15 protein-coding genes are annotated in these 17,915 nt (G+C 72.9%); 4 read left to right on the top strand and 11 right to left on the bottom strand.

The genetic code is table 11. From position 1 onward, the window contains the following. Positions 1 to 4: 4 nt before the first annotated feature. Positions 5 to 1,426, bottom strand: a complete 1,422-nt coding sequence (gene eccB / locus ACWEGE_RS20240) for a type VII secretion protein EccB (protein ID WP_449661979.1) — start codon at positions 1,424 to 1,426, stop codon at positions 5 to 7. Positions 1,427 to 1,567: 141 nt separating this feature from the next. Here eccB and ACWEGE_RS20245 point away from each other — a divergent pair, with 141 nt between their 5' ends. Then, positions 1,568 to 2,608, top strand: coding sequence for a type VII secretion protein EccE (locus ACWEGE_RS20245; RefSeq protein ID WP_449661980.1), 1,041 nt, complete (start codon positions 1,568 to 1,570; stop codon positions 2,606 to 2,608). 27 nt (positions 2,609 to 2,635) lie between these two features. On the opposite strand, the gene ACWEGE_RS20250 is transcribed toward ACWEGE_RS20245, so the two are convergent. From ACWEGE_RS20250 to ACWEGE_RS20280, 7 genes are all read right to left on the bottom strand, one after another. Further along, positions 2,636 to 3,898 carry a glucuronoxylanase gene (locus ACWEGE_RS20250; RefSeq protein WP_449661981.1) on the bottom strand — a complete coding sequence of 421 codons (1,263 nt, stop codon included), beginning with the start codon at positions 3,896 to 3,898 and terminating at the stop codon, positions 2,636 to 2,638. Positions 3,899 to 4,003: 105 nt separating this feature from the next. Continuing rightward, the gene (gene eccD / locus ACWEGE_RS20255) at positions 4,004 to 5,377 is read right to left on the bottom strand and encodes a type VII secretion integral membrane protein EccD (protein WP_449661982.1); all 1,374 of its coding nucleotides are present in this window, start codon (positions 5,375 to 5,377) and stop codon (positions 4,004 to 4,006) included. A gap of 34 nt (positions 5,378 to 5,411) precedes the next feature. Next, on the bottom strand, positions 5,412 to 5,732 hold the full coding sequence (locus ACWEGE_RS20260; RefSeq protein WP_013224119.1) for a YbaB/EbfC family nucleoid-associated protein: 321 nt from the start codon (positions 5,730 to 5,732) through the stop codon (positions 5,412 to 5,414). Continuing rightward, complete coding sequence (locus ACWEGE_RS20265; RefSeq protein WP_449661983.1) at positions 5,729 to 6,199, bottom strand: hypothetical protein; 471 nt, start codon at positions 6,197 to 6,199, stop codon at positions 5,729 to 5,731. The genes ACWEGE_RS20260 and ACWEGE_RS20265 overlap by 4 nt, the downstream gene beginning before the upstream one ends. After that, positions 6,199 to 7,560 (bottom strand): WXG100 family type VII secretion target, encoded by a 1,362-nt coding sequence (locus tag ACWEGE_RS20270; protein WP_449661984.1) that lies wholly within the window; start codon positions 7,558 to 7,560, stop codon positions 6,199 to 6,201. Before ACWEGE_RS20270 ends, ACWEGE_RS20265 begins: the two co-directional genes overlap by 1 nt. Before the next feature lie 3 nt (positions 7,561 to 7,563). After that, positions 7,564 to 8,595, bottom strand: coding sequence for a WXG100 family type VII secretion target (locus tag ACWEGE_RS20275; RefSeq protein WP_449661985.1), 1,032 nt, complete (start codon positions 8,593 to 8,595; stop codon positions 7,564 to 7,566). A gap of 46 nt (positions 8,596 to 8,641) precedes the next feature. Then, positions 8,642 to 9,418 (bottom strand): WXG100 family type VII secretion target, encoded by a 777-nt coding sequence (locus tag ACWEGE_RS20280; protein WP_449661986.1) that lies wholly within the window; start codon positions 9,416 to 9,418, stop codon positions 8,642 to 8,644. A 144-nt stretch (positions 9,419 to 9,562) separates the two neighbouring features. On the opposite strand from ACWEGE_RS20280, the gene eccCa reads away from it, so the two are divergent. Continuing rightward, entirely contained in the window at positions 9,563 to 13,489 is a 3,927-nt protein-coding gene (gene eccCa / locus ACWEGE_RS20285) for a type VII secretion protein EccCa (protein ID WP_449661987.1), read from the top strand. On the opposite strand, the gene ACWEGE_RS20290 is transcribed toward eccCa, so the two are convergent. Next, positions 13,490 to 13,990 (bottom strand): hypothetical protein, encoded by a 501-nt coding sequence (locus tag ACWEGE_RS20290; RefSeq protein WP_449661988.1) that lies wholly within the window; start codon positions 13,988 to 13,990, stop codon positions 13,490 to 13,492. It lies immediately after the preceding gene. Between the two features lie 170 nt (positions 13,991 to 14,160). On the opposite strand from ACWEGE_RS20290, the gene ACWEGE_RS20295 reads away from it, so the two are divergent. Together ACWEGE_RS20295 and ACWEGE_RS20300 are read left to right on the top strand one after the other, a co-directional pair. Beyond that, positions 14,161 to 14,865 carry a S1 family peptidase gene (locus ACWEGE_RS20295; RefSeq protein ID WP_449661989.1) on the top strand — a complete coding sequence of 235 codons (705 nt, stop codon included), beginning with the start codon at positions 14,161 to 14,163 and terminating at the stop codon, positions 14,863 to 14,865. Positions 14,866 to 14,922: 57 nt separating this feature from the next. Beyond that, the gene (locus ACWEGE_RS20300) at positions 14,923 to 15,366 is read left to right on the top strand and encodes a YdeI/OmpD-associated family protein (protein WP_449661990.1); all 444 of its coding nucleotides are present in this window, start codon (positions 14,923 to 14,925) and stop codon (positions 15,364 to 15,366) included. Here the strand turns inward: ACWEGE_RS20300 and ACWEGE_RS20305 are convergent, their stop codons facing one another. Both ACWEGE_RS20305 and ACWEGE_RS20310 read right to left on the bottom strand, forming a co-directional pair. Beyond that, the gene (locus ACWEGE_RS20305) at positions 15,367 to 16,779 is read right to left on the bottom strand and encodes a class I adenylate-forming enzyme family protein (RefSeq protein ID WP_449661991.1); all 1,413 of its coding nucleotides are present in this window, start codon (positions 16,777 to 16,779) and stop codon (positions 15,367 to 15,369) included. Between the two features lie 30 nt (positions 16,780 to 16,809). Then, the gene (locus ACWEGE_RS20310; RefSeq protein ID WP_449661992.1) at positions 16,810 to 17,799 is read right to left on the bottom strand and encodes a hypothetical protein; all 990 of its coding nucleotides are present in this window, start codon (positions 17,797 to 17,799) and stop codon (positions 16,810 to 16,812) included. Between the last annotated feature and the right edge of the window lie 116 nt (positions 17,800 to 17,915).

The following is a 17,915-nucleotide window of genomic DNA, read 5'->3' on the forward strand; positions in this document are numbered from 1 at the left end:
ACTTTCACCCCGTTCCACCCGACGGAGCCGGCCGGCCGGCCGTGGCCGGGTCCAGCGCGGGGCCCGTCGGCACCAATGCCAGCAAACTACCCGTGACCGGCGGTTTGGCGACGCCTCCGTAGCCGAGCGAGGCCAAGGCCTGCGCGTTCACCACCGGGTACTTCCGGCCCGTGTCGGTCACCAGGTACGCGGTGACCGAGCCGGCTTCGACGACGACGGCTCCCCCCGAGGGAGGTACGAAAACCTCGTCCGCCACCCTTGCTTCGGTCCGGGTGGCCACGCGGATGGCTTTGGCCCCAACGGGAAGCGGGAATTCGGCCGAAACGAGCAACCGGCTGCCCTGAACGCACAGCGCCACCGAGTTCCCGGTGATCGGTGCCTTGCCGGGGATCCGGTCGGGGTAGGCGGCCGGGTCGGCGCCGCCGGCCCGCGGCGCGGCGACCTTCGGGACCGCGGCGACGTCGGCCGCGCGGACCTCCACCGGCGCGGGCGGCCCGGGGTAGGCGGCGGCGTTGGCCTCCGTCGTCACCAGCAGGCTCGCCTCGGTCTGCCCGACCGGTTCGAGGCCCTCGCGGCGGACCAGGTAGTACGACGTGGCGGTGCCGGGCGCGGCCAGCGCGTCCACGACGGCGAGGACCTCGCCGACGCGGGTGCCGCGGCCGCCCACCGCCGGCCCGGGATTCCCGGCGCCGGCGACCGGCAGCGCGGTGAGGTCGCGGCCCGCCGGGACGGTGTCGAGCCACCGCGACGCCACCGCGATCGTCGGGTAGCTGTCGAACTGCAGCGCGGTCGCGGCTTCGTCGCTCAGCTTGTGCCGCCGTCCGCCGGCGAGCAGGAACCGCTCGCCCTTCGGCAGCCGCACGATCACGCCCTGGTCCCGCGGCAGCTCCACGCCGGAGGCGGGCGCGGCCAGCAGCACGGCGGTGCGCGGCTCGGCCGAGGCGGGCGCGTCCTGGGTGGTCCGGCTGCAGCTGGTCCACGGCGTGCTCACCAGCGCGCCCGGCGCGGGCAGCGAGTCGGGCGCGCCCGGGATGCCGATCTGGTTGCCGCGGCCCGCTTTGCCGAGGTTTTCCGGCGACACGGAAACGGTCGCGTCGCCGGCACCGCCGGCCAGCAGCCGGGCGGAGGCGTAGTTGAGCACCGGGTGCAGCACGCCGTCGGCGCCGAGCACGAACCGCGCGCCGGTGCCCTCCTCGACGATCACCTTGCCGCCGGCCAGCCAGTCCTTGCCGCCGGAGGGGTTCAGCAGCCCGATGATGCCGAAGACGGCGGTGACCAGGAGCGCGGCCACGACACCGAGGACCGTGCCCAGCACGAGCCGCCGGCTGGGCGAGACGGGGTGGTTGGCGTCGGCGGCGACGAGCGCGGAGACGAGCCTGCGGCGGAGGAACTGGTACGCCTGGATCTGGTCCCGCTGCGTCCACACGCTGCTGTGCCCCCGGCTGTGTGCGTCGTCCTCCCGAGTGCTCGATGCTAGGCACCGCACCGGACAGCGGCGAGGGTAATTTTTACGCCCACGCGGTATCCGGACAGGCAGTAGCGTCGAAGGCCGGGGAAAGGGGAGCCCGTGTCCGTCGATACCGCCGTCCACCTGGCACCGTCCCGGCCTTCGCCGGCGCCGCTGGCGTGGCTGCTGCCGATCCGGCCGCTGCAGGCGGCGCTGTGGGAGATCGCCGCGATCGCCGTGCTGCTCGCGTGGCTCGTCGACGGCGTCACGCAGCCGGTCCGGCTCGGCGTCGCCGTCGCCGCGGGCTTGCTCGTGCTGCTGACGTCGGTGCGCTTCGCCGGCCGGCACGCGGCGGGCTGGGCGCTGACGTGGACGGCGTTCCGGTTGCGCCGGCACGACACCCGCCGCGACGGCCCGGACCCGCTGCTGCGCGTGGCCGGGCCGGTGAAGGTGCGCCAGCACGTCGACCGCGCGGGCAACCGCTTCGGCGTCGCGGAGATCGACGGCGGCTGGAGCGCGCTGGTCCGCCTGACACCCGGCCCGGGCGCGCCGGGGCCGCTGGTCGAGGCCCTGCGTTCGGCGTACCGGCGCGCGGACATCCCCCTGGCGTCGGCCCAGCTGCTGACGTGGGCGATCCCGCGCGGCGACCAGATGCTGCGGGTGCGCTGGCTGGCGGTGCGCTACCGGCCGGACCTGGCCCCGATCGCGGCACTGGCCCGCGGCGGCGGCGAGCTCGGGGCCCTGCGGAGCACGGCGTCGGCGGCGCTGAGCTTGATGGGCGCGCTCGCCGAAGCCGGCTACCAGAGCACGGTGCTGGAAGCCGGAGAGCTGGCGAAGGAGCTCCGGGTGGCATTGGGCGCCCAGGGAACGGCGTCCGGCCCGCCCGAGCGGTGGAAGTCCTGGGTGTGGGGCGATTCCACCCAGGCGTGCTTCGCACCGCGGTCACCACGAACGCTGGACCTGGCGGTACCCGGTGCGGCCTTCACGGCGACGTCGTACACGCTGACAAGGACGGCGGGCGGCAAGGAGAAGACGGAGGTGACGATCCGGGTGGGGGCACGGGCGAACGCTCCGGTTCCCGTGCCGCCGGCGGCGATCCCGCTGCACGGCCGGCACGAGTCCGGAGTCCGCCGCACCCTCCCCCTGGCCCTGGACGGCTGACGAGACGGCGACAAAGGTCAACCCGGGTCAATTCACCACGAAGGTCCGAATACTGCGCGCGGGCAACTGCGCGGTGAACGCCCCGTTCGAAATCGTCACATCGGTGGACCGCGCAAGATTGGCGCTCTGGTTCGTCACCCAGGTCTGCGCCACCGCGGAACCGACATCCCGGACGGTGAAGGCAAGATCGACCGCCGAGGTGTTCTTGTTGATGGCGACGACAACGATCCGCGTCCCGCTCTTGAACGCCGAGACGTAGACGTTCGCCTGCGGGTTCGCGGTCGCGGTGATCCGCGAGAACCCCGGCCGGACCCACTTCGCGAAGTGCGCCATACAGGCACCCCGCTTGCTGATCTGCCCGTCCTCGCGCATCGGCCCGTAAGAACGGCGGATGTACCACCACACGTACGTCTGGAACCGGCCATCCACCAACGCGCGGTGAACGTGCTCGCCGACGTCGAGCGCCTGCGGCCACAGGTCGGCCGAGTCCGTGCTGTTCGGGTAGTAGACCTCCGTCATCCACAGCTCTTTCCCGGCACCCTTCTGCTGGAAGAGCGGATAGGGCAGGTCCGCGAACGAAGTGCCGTAGAGGTGTGCGCCGATGATGTCCACGTTCGCCAGAGCGGCGGCGTCGTCGAGGATCGGATCGGACATGTTCTTGCGGTACTGGAACGACTCGGGCGCAATGACCTTGGTGCTGAGCACGCCCGCGTTCTCGCGCAGGAACCGGACGATTTCGCTTGAGGTCCACGCCGTCCACGCCTGCGCGTAGTCCGGCTCGTTCTGGACCGAGATCCCGTACAGGGGCACCCCGTTGCTCGCCATGAACGCGGTGAAGTCGTTCAGGTGCTGGGCATAGGCGCCGTAGGCGTTGTACCGCAGCCGTTTGCCCCCGGAGAAGCTCTCGGTCATCGACGCGGGCGGGTTCCACGGCGAAGCGATGACCTTCGCCCCGAGCTGGCTCGCCCGCTTGGCCGTGGCGACCTCGCGGCTCCAGTTGTTGCGGTCCTCGTGGACGGGGATGCGCAGCACGGTGAACCCCAGCTGCCCGGTGCCGTTGCCGAACGCCGTCTCGCGCTGGGCGGCGGTGAGATCGCTGATCCAGACGGTGTGGTTCATCCCGCCGAAGCCCAGGATCGTCTGCTGCACGTTCGACGGCTCGACGACCACCGCGGTGGCCGCCGCGGCCGGTGTCCCGGCGGCCAGCACCGGCAGGGCGGCGCCCGCCGCCAGCACGGTCCGCCGGCGCAGGAGGGGCAAGTTCTCGGACAGGTCTCGACGTGGTGACACGGCATCTCCCTGGAGTCGACTGGCGAACAGCCTGGGAGCGCTCCCGTGATCAGTCTTAACAGTGTCCGCGTGGCACGGTCAATGAAACGTTCAGTCGAAGACCGCTCAGCCCCGGACGGCCTCGTACACCCCGGCGATCATCGCCACCACCGGCACCAGCGACAGCAGCACCAGGAACTCCGTCACGTCCAGCAGCCGTGACCAGTAGGGCGAACGCAGTCCGCGCGCCACCCGCGTCGCGTACACCAGGCACACCACCGCCGCCAGGACCACCGCGCAGCCGGCCGCGAACACCGCCGTGCGGTTGCCCGAGGCCACCAGCCACACCCCCGCGCACACCAGCGTCGGCACGCCGAACCCGATCAGCACCAGCCGCTGCGCCCGGCCCGCGTAGGACCGCGAGCGGAGAATCCACGCCAGACCGAGCAACCCCGCCAGCCCCGCCTCCCACGGGCCCCCCGAAGAGAGCACCACCGAACCGGCCAGCACCACCAGGCCCAGCGCCACCAGCAACCCGGTCAGCACCGCCTGGGCGCGGGACGTCCGGCCGATCATCTCGGTGCCCAGCGACGGCTGCTCGTCCGCCCGGAACGCCTCCATGTCGTCCGGCACGCGGGGCAGCGGCAGGCGGGCCAGGCGCAACGCCAGCATCGGTGCCACCGCCGCCAGCGCCGTGCACAGCACCGCGACCACCGCCGCGGCCGAACCGGCCGATACCCCGGCCAGCAGCACGACTCCGGTCGTCACCGCGCCGAAGCCCGCCGCGCCGGTGATCGCCACGAACCACGGCAGGCGGTCGGCCACCGAAACCGCCGCCAGCACGCCGTACACCGTCACCGCCGCGAGGCCCGCGGCGAGTGGGCCCGCCGACAGGGAGAACAGCGGATGCGGTGGCAGCACCGACATCCCGGCCAGCAGCGCCACGCCGACGCCGGCCACCGAGCCGGCCGCGCCCGCCTCGGCGTCGCCGTAAGCGCGGCTCAGCGCGCCGCCGCCGAGCAGCAGCACCAGGGCCAGGAGCCCGGTACCGATCGGCGCCAGCACGCTGCCGGACGCCGCCGCCTGCACCAGCAGGCCACCCGCCAGCAGCAAGACCACCGCGGCGACCAGGCCCGAGCGCCGGGCCACCGACGGGCCCCAGCCCCCGGACGTGTCGGCGACGCTGGCGATCGAATCCACGACGTCGTCGAACAGCAGCGGACCCCGCGGGCGCTCCCGCGGGGTCAGGTGCAGCACTTCGCCGTCCCGGATCTGGGCCGCCGCGACGCTGAGCCCCAAGGCGAGCGGTGCCCCGCCCAGCCGGGACAGCACCCAGCCCGGGTGCTCGGCCGACGCCTGGCCGGACGCTCCCGCCAGCCGGACCAGCTGCGGGACGAGCTCGGCGAACGTCGACTGCTGCGGCAGGGCGACGTCGACGCGGGCCCGCGGCGTGACCACCGTGACCCGCCGGGTCGTGCCGGTCAAAGATGCCGTGCTCATGCCGCCTCCGCGGGAGGAAATACGTCAGCGGTCATCACACGTCTTTCGCGGCCGCGATCACCGGCGCGAACTTGGCGGAAGACGCCTCGGCCAGCTTCTGCAGCCCGGCGTTCACCGCCTCCAGCACGATCTCCGAGAGGTTGCGGGCGTCGTACTCGCGGATCGCGCGCGGGTCGATGTCGATCGAGGTGAAGCGGCCGTCGCCGCGGAGGGTGACGGTGACCTCGTTCTGCCGCGAGTGCGCCTTGATCTCCATCGCCTCGACCGTGCGCTGGATCCGCTGGACCTCTTCGGTCTGCTTGCGCACCTGCGCCAGCAGCTCGTCCATGTCGGGCACCGCGTACGGATCGGTCACTGTGCTTTCCCTTCGTGCTGGCGGACGTGGACGCTGGCCACGAACCGCTGGAAACCGGGTGAGAGCCGCCGGGCGGCCGCGGGCGCGGCCGTGCAGGCGAGCTCGAGCACCAGCCGCTCCGCCGGCGTGGCGCCGGGGACGGTCAGGTGCACCTGGGTCTGGATCAGCTCGGTGCCTTCGCCGGTGCGCAGGCGCAGCAGCTGCATGACGGCGGGAGCGGCCGCGTCGCCGACGTCGCGGCGGCTCAGCACCTCGATCCCGGCCAGCGTCCGCGAAAGCCGTTCGACGGCTTCGGCGGCGATGGCGTCGATCGTGGCGTCGTCCGGCCGCTGCTGCACGCTCACGGTGATGTTCGGGACGAACTCGCCCGGTGCGGCAGCGTGCACGGCGACGAACACCGCGCCGGAATCGCCCGGGTCGACGGCGGTCCAGCCGTCCGGGATGACGAAGTCGAGGGGAAGCGTCATCACAGCCCCACGTACGCGACGGCGTCGTCCCAAGCCGCGCCGACGGCGTCGGCCGCGTCCGAAGCGGCGTGGCTGACCGCGTCGACCGCCGCGCCGCCGTACTCGCCGATCGTGTGGCCGAGCTTCGGCAGGTCGATGTCGATCTTCGCACCGACCCCCAGCCCGAGGCCGAGTGCCGCGCCCGCCTTGAAGTTCACCTTGAGGTGCCCGGCGTCGTAGACGGCCTGGGCGTCCAGCTGCGCGCCGAGGCCGTACTGCAGGGTGCCGTTGGCGCCGACGCCGATGCCCGCGACGTCCGCGGCGACCTCGCCTTCGACCTTGCCGCCGACGAAGGCGTTCGCGTGCGCGCCGACACCGTGGGCGCCGATCGTGCCGGACGCGCTCGCCTCGCCGCCGGCGAACACCGTGCCCTTGGCGTGGGCTTCGGCGACGCCCCACTCCTTCTTCGCCTCGGCCTCACCGTGCAGGGCCGCGAGTTCCGCGTGCCCGGACGCGGACGCGTCCCAGCCCTTCGACGTGATCTTCCCGTCGTACTCCGGGGACCAGCCGTCCTGCTCGTGCTGGAACTTGTAGTAGGTGATCTCGGTGTTGCGGCCGATCTTGTTCTTCAGGCCCTCGGGCTCCGGCTGCCCGAACGGCGTGTCCGCCTTCTTCGGCGCGCGGGTGCCTTCGAGGCCGTCCCAGGTGAGCTTCTTCCAGCCGGAGTTGCCGAACCACGACGGCACGGTCCGCGGCCGCTTCCGGCCGTCCAGCGGCTCGCCGTTGAGCCAGTGCAGCGGGCCGCGCGCCCACTTGCCGAGCTCGTGCTCCAGGCGTCCGACACCTTCGGGCGGGAACAGCTCGGCGAGGGCGTCGGAGAACTCGTCGACGACCTGGCGGGCCGCGGCGACGCTCTGTTCGCCGAGTTGCCGCGCGGCCTGGATGAACGCGCCGACCGAGGCGGAGTTCACCGCGCGGGCCTGAGCGGTCAGCTGGGCGGCGTAGGAGTCGAACTGCGCGAGCACCGAGTCCACGGCGGCTTCCGCGGACTGCACGAGCCGGGCCGCGGTGCCGAGCCGGTTGGCCTGGTCGCCGAGCTTCGCGGCCGTTTCGGCGAGCTCCTTGCCGAGCTCGCCCGCGGCCGCCGCGAACGCGGTGTAGGCGTCGCCGTCCCAGTCCGCGTGCAGGGTCTTGGCGGACTCGTCGATTTCCGTTGCCCGGCCCGAAACCGCCGACGCCCGGCCGGCGGCCCGCTGCGAGGCGGCGCTCAGCGCGCCGGGGTCGCCGGTGACGCGCCGCCGGCACTCGACGAGCACGCGTCGGTACCCGGACAGCACGGAGCTGACCACCCCCGACGCGTCGACCACCCCCGAGCCCGCCACCGGCTAGTTCCCGGCCGCGTCGTAGCCGACGTGCTGGCTGAAGTGCTTGCCGTTGTAGTCCAGATCGATGTCGAGGTCGAAGTCCTGCCCGCCCGGAGCCTCCACAGTGGACTCACCGGTGGTCAGGTTCGTGTGGATGACGACCTCGTCCGCGTGCCCGGCCGCCGGGGCGGGCAGGGGCGCCGGAGCGGGCTGGGGCGCCGGGGCCGGCGCGGGGATCGACGGCGCCGTCGCCGGGTGGTCGACGGGGATCCAGCTGTTCGCGGGTGTGGCACCGCCGCTGGAACCGCCGCCGGTGGCGAGCGCGGGCGGGGTGTAGTCAGTGAACGAGGGCTGCTGCGGGATCCCCCCGCCGCTCCCGCCCGCCACCGCCTGCTGCCCCGACGGGCTCGCCACCGGCGGCGGGGTCTGCGGCGCGGTGACCGGGGTGGTCCCGATCGACGGCTGAGCTGTCGCGCCCGAACTGCCGGAGGAGTGGTGGAAGAGCTTCTCGATCTCGCCGATGACCTGCGCGAGCGTGGTGACCTGCTGGGCGAGGTCCACCGCGCCGAGCGCCTTGAGCAGCGCGCCGATCGCGGTGATGAACGCCCGCAGCGACGCACTCGTCGCGGTCGACAAAGCGACCGCGGCCCCGTAGGTCCACCAGTTCGACATCAGCGCGGCGACCGTGGGGTTCACCGCGGAGACGACCGCGCGGTAGGCCTCCTGCGCGGTCTTGATCAGCGTCCCGGAGACGCCGAGCAGCTCGGCGCCCTTCTGGACGACGTTGATGATCTTCGTCAGCTGGTCCAGTGAGTCGCTGATCTTCTTCAGCGCCGACTCGCTCGCCGCCCCGGACCAGATCTTGCCCAGCTGGTCGGCGGCCTTGGTCAGCTCGTTGTACATCGACAGGAACTGCTCGGCCTTGCGGACCAGGTCCACCACGTGCTTCGCGATCTGCTCCGGCTGGCCCGTGACGATCTGCGGCAGGATCGTGATCGGCCCGCCCGAAGACGCGGTCGCGTCCATCGCGCTGGAGTTCGGGAAAGTCAGCATCGGTCCTCACAGGTTCCTTGGGAGCGGAGTTCGAGGGGGCGGACGATCAGACGACGGAGGCGGGCCGGTAGACGCTGACCTTCGCCAGCCCGCCGGTGCGGGCGTCGAGCAGCCCGTGGTTGTAGAGGCGGCCGCCGTCGCCGGCGACGCCGATGACCGGCTGGCGGTCGGAGAACAGCAGCGGCTCCACGACCACGACGTCACCGCTGTGCACGCCGCCGGGCACGTCCGAGAACGTCCGCGCGGTGCCCGCGTAGACCTCGATCAGGCCGACCCGCGCCTGGTTGTCGGCGTCACCGGCGAGCCAGTCGTTGAAGTCGGCGACACCGTGGAAGCGCGTGTCGGTGATCGGGTGGTCCCCGAGCCTGCCCAGCCGCGCGTCCCCCAGGTAGCGCAGCACGTTCCCGACCGACGACGGCTCGCCGTGGGCGCCGGCGCTGTCGTTGATGGCCAGGGTGGCGAGCTCGGAAGCGTGGGAGCTGCCCCAGATCGACGAAGCCGGCGTCGACGATCCGCCGTGGTGGCCGCCGCCGTAGCCGGAGGCGACGTCCTGGTCGGCCGCCTGGTAGGCGTCGGCGCTGGCCTTGACGAGCCCGTTGACCTGCTGCAGCAGCTGCAGCAGCGTGCGGACGGCGGTGATCTGGCCGGAGTGCAGGGCCGCGTTCGCGGCGGCGACCGCGCTGCCGAACGTCGCGAACGACACCGGCGGCACGACGAGCCGTTCGAGGTCGGCCACGGCGTTGATGCCGTGGGCGATGATGCCCCCGACGTTGCCCACGGCGGAGCGCATCGCCTCGGGCTCAGCCCGGTACTCGCCGGCCATGGGTCTCCTTCCCGGGGGGTGTGCTGAGCCCGAGCGTAAGTTCGGCCCCGGAAGCGGGCGGACGGCAAAAGTACCCACCGTGCGCGGGCGGTAAGTGGCCAAAATACCGGTCAGAGCCGCCCCGATCCGCTGGAGCATTGCTGCATGAGCCTCACGCCCGAGCGCCCGTCCGAGATCGTGCTGCAGTCGCCGCCGATGCTCCCGAAGAGCTCGTCCGGCGGCATGGTGCAGCTGATGATGTTCCTGCCGATGATGCTCGGCATGGGCGCGATGTCGTTCGTCTACATCGGACGCGACGGCGGGGTGATGACCTACGTCTTCGGCGCCCTCTTCATCTGCGCGATGGGCGGCATGGTGGTGATGTCGCTGGGCCGCGGCGGGATGGCGAAGAAGGCGCAGATCAACGACGAGCGCCGGGACTACCAGCGCTACCTCTCCGGGCTGCGCGCCCAGGTCCGCGACATCGCCGACGGCCAGCGCGCGGCCATGGTCGCCGTCCAGCCCGACCCGGCCGACCTGTGGGCCTACGTCGAGACCGGAAAGCTGTGGGACCGTCGCCGCGGCGAGCCGCAGTTCGCGCAGGTGCGCGCGGGCACCGGGCCGCAGCGGCTCGCGACGCCGCTGAAGGCACCGCAGACCGTGCCGCTGGAGGACCTGGACCCGGTGTCCTCCACCAGCCTCAAGCACTTCATCCGCACCTACTCGACGGTCGACGGCCTGCCGGTCGCGCTGTCGCTGCGGTCGTTCGCCGCGGTCACCGTGGCCGGGCGCCGCCCGGCCGTGCTCGGCCTGGTGCGGGCCCTGCTGTGCCAGCTCGTCACCTTCCACTCCCCCGCCGACCTGCGGATCGCCCTCTGCGTGTCACCGGACCGGCAGCACGACTGGGAGTGGGCGAAGTGGCTGCCGCACGCGACGGCGGCCGGCGCGGCCGACGCCGTCGGCGCGCGGCGGCTGGCCGCCGACACGGCGGCCGGGCTGGCCGTGCTGCTGGGCGCCGACCTCGGTGAACGCCCGGCGTTCAGCAGGCGCGCGGCGGCCGAGCTCGACCTGCCCCACCTGGTGGTCCTCGTCGACGGCGGCAACGCCCACGGCGAACCCCGGCTGGTCGGCCCGGACGGACGGCTGGGCGTCACGGTGATCGAGGTCGGGCAGGAGCACCCGCGGACGTCGTCGTCCGAGAAGCTGCTGAGCCTGCACACCGCGCCGGAGTCGCTCGGCATGGTCGTCGGCGACGGCGGCGAGCAGCGGCTCGGCTTCCTCGGCCGCCCGGACCTCCTCGACCGCGGCGCCGCGGAAGCGCTGGCGAGGATGCTGACGCCGTTGCACACGCCCGCCGCGGTCGTCGGCGAGAAGCCGATGTCGTCGACGTTCGGGCTGGCCGGGCTGCTCGGCATCGGCGACCCGCGCGACACCGACACGACGGTGACGTGGGCGCCGCGGGCGGCCCGCGACCGGCTGCGGATCCCGCTGGGCGTCAACCCCGAAGGCCGTCCGGTCGAGCTGGACCTCAAGGAGTCGGCCGAGGGCGGGATGGGCCCGCACGGCCTGGTCATCGGCGCGACCGGCTCCGGCAAGAGCGAGCTGCTGCGGACGCTGGTGACGGCGCTGGCCGTGATGCACAGCTCCGAGACGCTGAACCTGGCGCTGATCGACTTCAAGGGCGGCGCGACCTTCGCCGGGATGACCGGGCTGCCGCACACCTGCGCGGTCATCACGAACCTGTCCGACGACCTCGCGCTGGTCGACCGGATGGCGGACGCGTTGAACGGCGAGCTGCTGCGGCGGCAGGAACTGCTGCACGCGGCCGGGAACTACGCGTCGGTGCGCGACTACGAGAAGGCCCGCGCGGACGGCGCGGCGCTGGAGCCGCTGCCGTCGCTGCTGGTGATCATCGACGAGTTCAGCGAGCTGCTGTCCTCGCGCCCGGAGTTCATCGACCTGTTCGTCGCGATCGGCAGGCTCGGGCGGTCCCTCGGGATCCACCTGCTGCTGGCCTCGCAGCGGCTGGAAGAGGGCCGGCTGCGCGGGCTCGACTCCCACCTGTCCTACCGGATCGGGCTGCGGACGTTCTCCGCCGCGGAAAGCCGCGCGGTGCTGGGTGTCGCCGACGCCTACCACCTGCCACCGGTCCCGGGTTCGGCGTACCTGAAGTCGGACACCGAAACGCTGATCCGGCTCAAGGCCGCCTACGTCTCCGGGGAACTGCCGCCGCGCAGCACGGTCGTGCGCGAGGACGGGCAGGAGCTCGGTGTGCTGCCGTTTTCCCTGGCGCCGGTGGAAATCCCGGTGACGACCGAGGTGTCCGCGGCGCCTTCGGAGGAGGGCACCGGCGAGACGATCATCGGCGCGATGCTGTCTCGGCTGGAGGGCCGCGGCCCGGCGGCGCACCAGATCTGGCTGCCGCCGCTGGCCGAACCGCCGACGCTGGACCAGCTGCTGCCGCCGCTCGGCGAAGACGCGGCCCGCGGCCTGTGCCCGCTCGGCTGGGGCGGCAACGGGAAGCTGACGATCCCGGTGGCGCTGGTGGACAAGCCGTTCGAGCAGCGCCGCGACCTGCTGTGGGCCGACTTCTCCGGCGCGGCCGGGCACGCGCTGATCGTCGGCGCGCCGCAGAGCGGGAAGTCGACGCTGATGAAGGACATCGCGGGCATGCTCGCGCTGACCCACACCCCGGCCGAGGTCCAGCTGTTCGTGCTGGACATGGGCGGTGGCGCGCTGGCGCCGATCGCCGGGCTGCCGCACGTGTCCGGGTACGCGACCCGCCGGGACGCGCAGCGCTGCCGCCGGGTCGTGGCCGAGCTGACGACGTTGCTGGAGCAGCGCGAGGAGTTCTTCGCCGCGCAGGGCATCGAGTCGATGGCGGCGTTCCGCGCCCGCCGTTCCGAATACACCGAGAGCACCGACGAGCGCGAGTTCGGCGACGTGTTCCTGTTCGTGGACAACTGGACCACGATCCGCCAGGAGTACGAGCAGCTGGAGGAGCAGATCACCGGACTGGCCGCCCGCGGGCTCGGCTTCGGCATCCACGTGATCGTCTCGCTCAACCAGTGGATCGGCGTCCGCGCCCAGCTGCGCGACGCGATCGGCACCCGCTTCGAGCTGCGCCTGGGCGACCCGATGGACTCCTCGATCGACCGCAAGGTGGCGGCGAACGTCCCGGCCGACCGCCCAGGCCGCGGCATCACGGCGGAGAAGCTCCACTTCCTGGCGGCGCTGCCCCGCATCGACACCGACCAGCACCCGGAGACGATCGGCGCGGGCGGCGTCGACCTGGTGCGGCGGATTTCCGAGGCGTGGCAGGGGCCGCGTGCCCCGCAAGTCCGCCTGCTGCCGCCCGAGGTGCCCCTCGACGGGTTGCCCCCGGCCCCTTCGCGGCAGATCACGCTGGGGATCGCGGAATCGACGTTGCGCCCGGTGTACCTGGACTTCGCGGCGGACCCGCACTTCGTGGCGTTCGGCGACGTGGAGTCCGGCAAGTCGTCGCTGCTGCGGGCCATCGCTTCGGGGATCACGTCGGCGTACCCGCCGGAAGAGGCGGCGATCATCGTGGCGGACTACCGACGGGGTCTCCTGGGCGCGGTGTCCGAGCCGCACCTGCTGGGGTACGCGGGCGCCGAGGGGAAGCTGACGGACCTGATCGCGGAGTGCGCACAGGCGATGCGCAACCGCCTGCCGGGGCCGTCGGTGACCCCGGAGCAGCTGCGCAACCGGTCGTGGTGGCGCGGGCCGGAGCTGTTCGTGCTGGTGGACGACTACGAGCTGGTGGCCACGGTGGGGCGCAACCCCCTGCAGCCGCTGCTGGAGTTCCTGCCCCAGGCCCGAGACATCGGCCTGCACCTGGTGATCGTCCGCGGCTCCGGCGGCGCGGGGCGGGCGTTGTTCGAGCCGGTGCTGCAGCGGTTGCGGGAACTGGGCTCGCCGGGGTTGATCATGTCCGGCACGAAGGACGAGGGCGCGTTGCTGGCGGACGTGAAGCCGTCACCCCAACCGCCGGGGCGCGGGACGCTGGTGTCCCGGCGGCACGGGACGGGGCTGGTGCAGGTGGCGTGGACGAAACCGGTGGAGTCCTGATCAGCGGACGGGTGCGGTCATCTCGGTGTCGAAGCGGTAGTAGCAGACCGCCCGGTGTTTGCCGTCGGTCCAGCTGTCCGGGGTCAGGACCTGGACGTGCGCGCCCGGGATCGGGTGGGCGGCGGCGGTGCAGCGGTCCAGCGTCCGCTGGTAGGGCTGGTCGACCTCGGCCGTCGACCCCTCGGGGACCGGGAGCACGGCGAACGCCTCCGCGGTGTGGCCGCCGGTGCAGGGCCTCAGCAACACGTCGACCTCACCCGTGCCCGTCGGGGACCAGAAGCACTGGCCCGCGGTGACATCGAGGCCGTGGGCCATGCCTTCGGCCGGCGGTTCGTCGCGCGGGGTCCTGGTGGCGGCCCGGAAGGAGAGCGCGGCGACGACCATCAGCAGGCCGAAGAAGACCACCACGGCCGCGTGGCGTCTGGCCGGCCGCGGGTGCCGGCGCCGTTCCTCGCGCATCAGCTCGTCGAAGAGCTCGGGATCGTGCTGTGGTACGGACATCGTTCCCCCCTCGGGGGAACTCTAGCGGGCCGAAGGCCGCCGCGGTCGCCGGTCACCGTCCGCGGCAACCCGACTTCGGTAGGTTCCGAAAATCCTTCACGGCTCTTACGTTGGGCTGGCCGTCCCGTTCGGGGCGGATATCCGGATCACCTGGGCCGAAGGGCATTTTCATGCGAATGTCGAGGGCTGTGGCCGCGGTGGGAGCTGCCGCCGCGGCGCTGAGTCTGGTCTCAGCAGGGGTTGCGGACGCCCAGCAGGACATCATCGGCGGGAGCACGGTCTCCTCCGCGCCGTGGGGCGCCCAGATCTACTGGAACAACGTCACGACGTACGGCGGCTTCGAGTGCTCGGGGACGATCATCGCCCCGCAGTGGGTGCTCACCGCCCAGCACTGCCTGAACTCGCCGGGCATGCACGTCAAGGTCGGCAACGTGACGCTCCAGCAGGGCACGAACGCCACCGTCGACCAGCAGAAGGCCTCCCCGAACGGGGACATCGCCCTGCTGCACCTGACGACGGCGGTCAGCACGACGTACATGAAGCTCGGCACGGGCAACCCGCCGACCGGATCGACCAACCAGATCTACGGCTGGGGCCGCACGCAGGGCAGCAACCCGCCGTCGAGCACCCTGAAGACGGCCAACGTGCGCGTGACGGGCCTGAGCTCGGACGCCTACGGCGGCACGGCGATCGCCAGCCAGGGCATCAACGGCTCGGCGTGGCACGGCGACTCGGGCGGCCCGCAGCTCTACAACGGCGTCCAGGTCGGCGTGTGCTCGACGGGCAGCAACTCGGGCTCGAACACGCAGGGCACGCAGAACTACGCGAGCATCGCCTCCAGCCGCAGCTGGATCCGCACCACCGCCGGGGTCTGACCGACCGGGTGCCGCGTGCCGGCCGCCCGCGCGGCAGGCACGCGGCATACTCGCGGCATGAAGTTCAGCACCCAGGTCCTGCTCGGCGGCAAGACCGCGACCGGCCTGCCGGTTCCCGCCGACGTCGTCGAGGCGCTCGGCGCCGGCAAGAAGCCCGCGGTCACCGTGACGCTCGGCGGTCACACGTACCGCACCACGGTCGCCAGCCGCGGAGGGCAGTTCCTGGTGCCGCTGAGCGCGGAGAACCGCGGGCAGGCCGGCGTCGCCGCCGGGGACGACGTCGAGGTCGAGATCGCCCTCGACACCGCGCCCCGCGAACTCGAGATCCCCGCCGACCTGGCGGAAGCGCTCGCCGCCGACGAGGCCGCCCAGGCCCGGTTCGAAAGCCTGTCCTACAGCGCGAAACAGCGGTTCGTGCTGCCGATCGGCCAGGCGAAGACCGCGGAGACCCGGCAGCGGCGCGTCGCCAAGGTGATCACCGACCTGCGCGCCGGGAAGTAGTCAGTCCACAATGGACGCCCGCAGCGCCGCCTTGTCCGGTTTGCCCGACGGCGCCACCGGAACCGACCCCACGAAGCTGAACCGCGCGGGCACCGCCGCCTCCCCCAGCTCGGCCGCCACCGCCTTGCGGACCTCGTCGAGGTCCGGCGAACGGCCCGGCGCCGGGACCAGGAACGCGTGCGCCGCCTCCCCGGTCCGCTCGTCGGGCACCGCCACCACGTAGGCCTGGTCGACGTCCGGGCAGGCGGCGATCGCCCGCTCGATCGGGCCGGTGTAGTGGATGATCGCGTTCACGATCACCACGTCCCGCGCGCGGCCGGACAGGTGCAGGTAGCCCTCGGCGTCCACCGAGCCCAGGTCCTGCGTGCGCACCCAGCCCTCGCGCAGCACTTCGGCGGACCCGGCGGGATCACGCCAGTAGCCCGCGAACGCCGACGGCGTGCGCACCCACACCTCGCCGCCGCGCACCGAGATCTCCACCGTGTCGCAGGCCTTCCCGACCGACCCCAGGCCCTCGTCGGCCCGGCAGATGGTCAGCATCCCGGTCTCGGTCTGGCCGTACGCGTGGTGCATCGCGGGCCCGATCCGCTCCGCCGCCTCGGCGAGCTTGTGCGGCGGCACCGGCGACCCGGCCACGATCAGCCGCCGCAGGCAGCTCAGGTCGACGTCGGTTTCCCGCAGCACGTCGAGGGTCTGGTGCAGGCGCGGCACGGTCGTCAGCGCCGCCGTGATGCCCAGCCGCGGCAGCACCGACAGGAAGTCCGGCAGCGCTTCCGGGATCACCGCCGTGCCGCCGGCGAACAGGCACACCCCCAGCTGCTCGACCATCACCGCGCTGGCCAGCGACCCGAACAGCAGGTACCGCCCGAACCCCGCGCCGAGCCGTTCGTGCGCCGAGCCCGGCACCGGCGGCCGCCACACGCGGCCTTCGGTCAGCGCGCGGTAGCTGTAGGCCACGCCCTTCGGGACGCCGGTGCTGCCGCTGGTGAACACGACCGTCGCGACGTCGTCGAGCTGCCCCTGCGGCACCGGCTCGGTGAACCGGGCCAGCAGCGCAGGCCCGATCCGCAGCACCGGCACCTCCGCGGGCACCGGCACCGCGTCGTCGGTGACCACCACCGCGACGTCGCCGAGGATGTGCCGCAGCTGCGCCTCCGGCAGGCCGGGCCGGACCGCGACCGCGCGGGCGCCGAGCACGTGCACCGCGACGAGCGCCGCGAACCCCTCCGGGGTGACGGCGGTGGCCAGCCCGACCCCCTCGCCCGGGCCGGCTCCCGCCGCCCGGAGCCCCGCGGTGAACCGGCCGATCAGCTCCCGCAGCTCGCCGCGGGTGGTCACCCGCGAGCCGTGTTCGAACGCCGGGACCCCCGGGGCGCGGTCCAGCTCGTCCAGCAGTGCCTGCGGGTGGACCATCGCGACCGCCTTTCGCCGGGGTGTCCCGGTCTACCGGGCGGATCTCAGAATTTCGGCAGAACCGACCCGCTCCCGCGGGAGCGACCGCAGGGACAGCGTGCCCGCGAGGGCGAGCGCCCAGATCAGGCCGGTGGCGGCGGCGAGCGTCCAGAAGTCCGGGTGCACGATCGACTGGCCGCGCTCGGCCTGCCAGGTGAGCAGCGCGATCAGGCCCAGGTAGCCCGCGCCCGCGGTCCGGACCAGCCGCCGGCGGACGACGTCGGATTCGAGCACCCGGTGGCGGCGGGCCAGCAGGAGCAGGCCGAACGCGACCAGCGGCAGCACCTGCAGGCCGTGGATGCCGACGAAGTGCGGGATCCGCAGGTCCCCGCCGACCGTGCTCCAGCCGACCACCGGCAGCCCGGGGCCGCCGTCCTCGACGCCGACCGAATGCGCGCCGAACGTCGAGTACTTGCCGTTCGCCTCGAGCACCGCCTGCTGGGCCGGGGTCGGCGAGAACATCAGCGTCGCGACGTACATCCCGACCACGGCGATACCGGCGCCCCAGCGCAGCGCCGAGCGCAGCGCGCGGTCCGGGATGCGCTGGAACAGCAGCAGGACGGCGACGGCGGCGGTCATCAGCCACGCCGTGTATGCGCCGCCCGCGACGACGTTGTTGATCGCGGCGTCGGCCGGCGTCGACTGGTTGAAGTGCAGCGTGCGGCCGCGGACGACGATCTGCCACACCAGCAGCACGAAGTCCAGGCCGATGCCCACGGCGAAGACCGTGCCGAACCACCAGCCGGTGCGGCGGCCGCGGCGCACGTGCGTGAGCAGCCACGCCAGCGTCAGCGCGTAGAGCCCGATCGAAACGGAGAACTTGAACGGCTTGAGCCAGATCGGCGCGTTGACCAGCGTGCGATCATCGAGCAGGAGACCGAGCAGCGAGACCGCGCACAGCACCCCCATCGCCCCGGCGAGCACCACCAGCGGGCGGTGCCACGCGCGGACCGTGACCAGCGGATTTCCCTTGTCTGCCATGGTCTCAAGCCTGGCGCCGGCACGGCTCGAGGTCACTGGAGCGCACCACCGTCGGCGGGTGGGGACCGCCCTACCCCCGCCCGCGTGGGTAATAGTGCCGTCAGTACGACCGGCAG

The sequence above is a fragment of the Amycolatopsis sp. NPDC004747 genome, assembly GCF_053601335.1.

Bases quoted from the DNA above. Each gene is read 5' to 3' on its own strand.
- ACWEGE_RS20280 (WP_449661986.1), bottom strand. From the start codon at position 9,418: ATGGCCGGCGAGTACCGGGCTGAGCCCGAGGCGATGCGCTCCGCCGTG.
- ACWEGE_RS20310 (WP_449661992.1), bottom strand. From the start codon at position 17,799: ATGGCAGACAAGGGAAATCCGCTGGTCACGGTCCGCGCGTGGCACCGC.
- eccCa (WP_449661987.1), top strand. From the start codon at position 9,563: ATGAGCCTCACGCCCGAGCGCCCGTCCGAGATCGTGCTGCAGTCGCCG.
- ACWEGE_RS20305 (WP_449661991.1), bottom strand. From the start codon at position 16,779: ATGGTCCACCCGCAGGCACTGCTGGACGAGCTGGACCGCGCCCCGGGG.
- ACWEGE_RS20295 (WP_449661989.1), top strand. From the start codon at position 14,161: ATGCGAATGTCGAGGGCTGTGGCCGCGGTGGGAGCTGCCGCCGCGGCG.
- eccD (WP_449661982.1), bottom strand. From the start codon at position 5,377: ATGAGCACGGCATCTTTGACCGGCACGACCCGGCGGGTCACGGTGGTC.
- ACWEGE_RS20275 (WP_449661985.1), bottom strand. From the start codon at position 8,595: ATGCTGACTTTCCCGAACTCCAGCGCGATGGACGCGACCGCGTCTTCG.
- ACWEGE_RS20290 (WP_449661988.1), bottom strand. From the start codon at position 13,990: ATGTCCGTACCACAGCACGATCCCGAGCTCTTCGACGAGCTGATGCGC.
- ACWEGE_RS20300 (WP_449661990.1), top strand. From the start codon at position 14,923: ATGAAGTTCAGCACCCAGGTCCTGCTCGGCGGCAAGACCGCGACCGGC.
- ACWEGE_RS20265 (WP_449661983.1), bottom strand. From the start codon at position 6,199: ATGACGCTTCCCCTCGACTTCGTCATCCCGGACGGCTGGACCGCCGTC.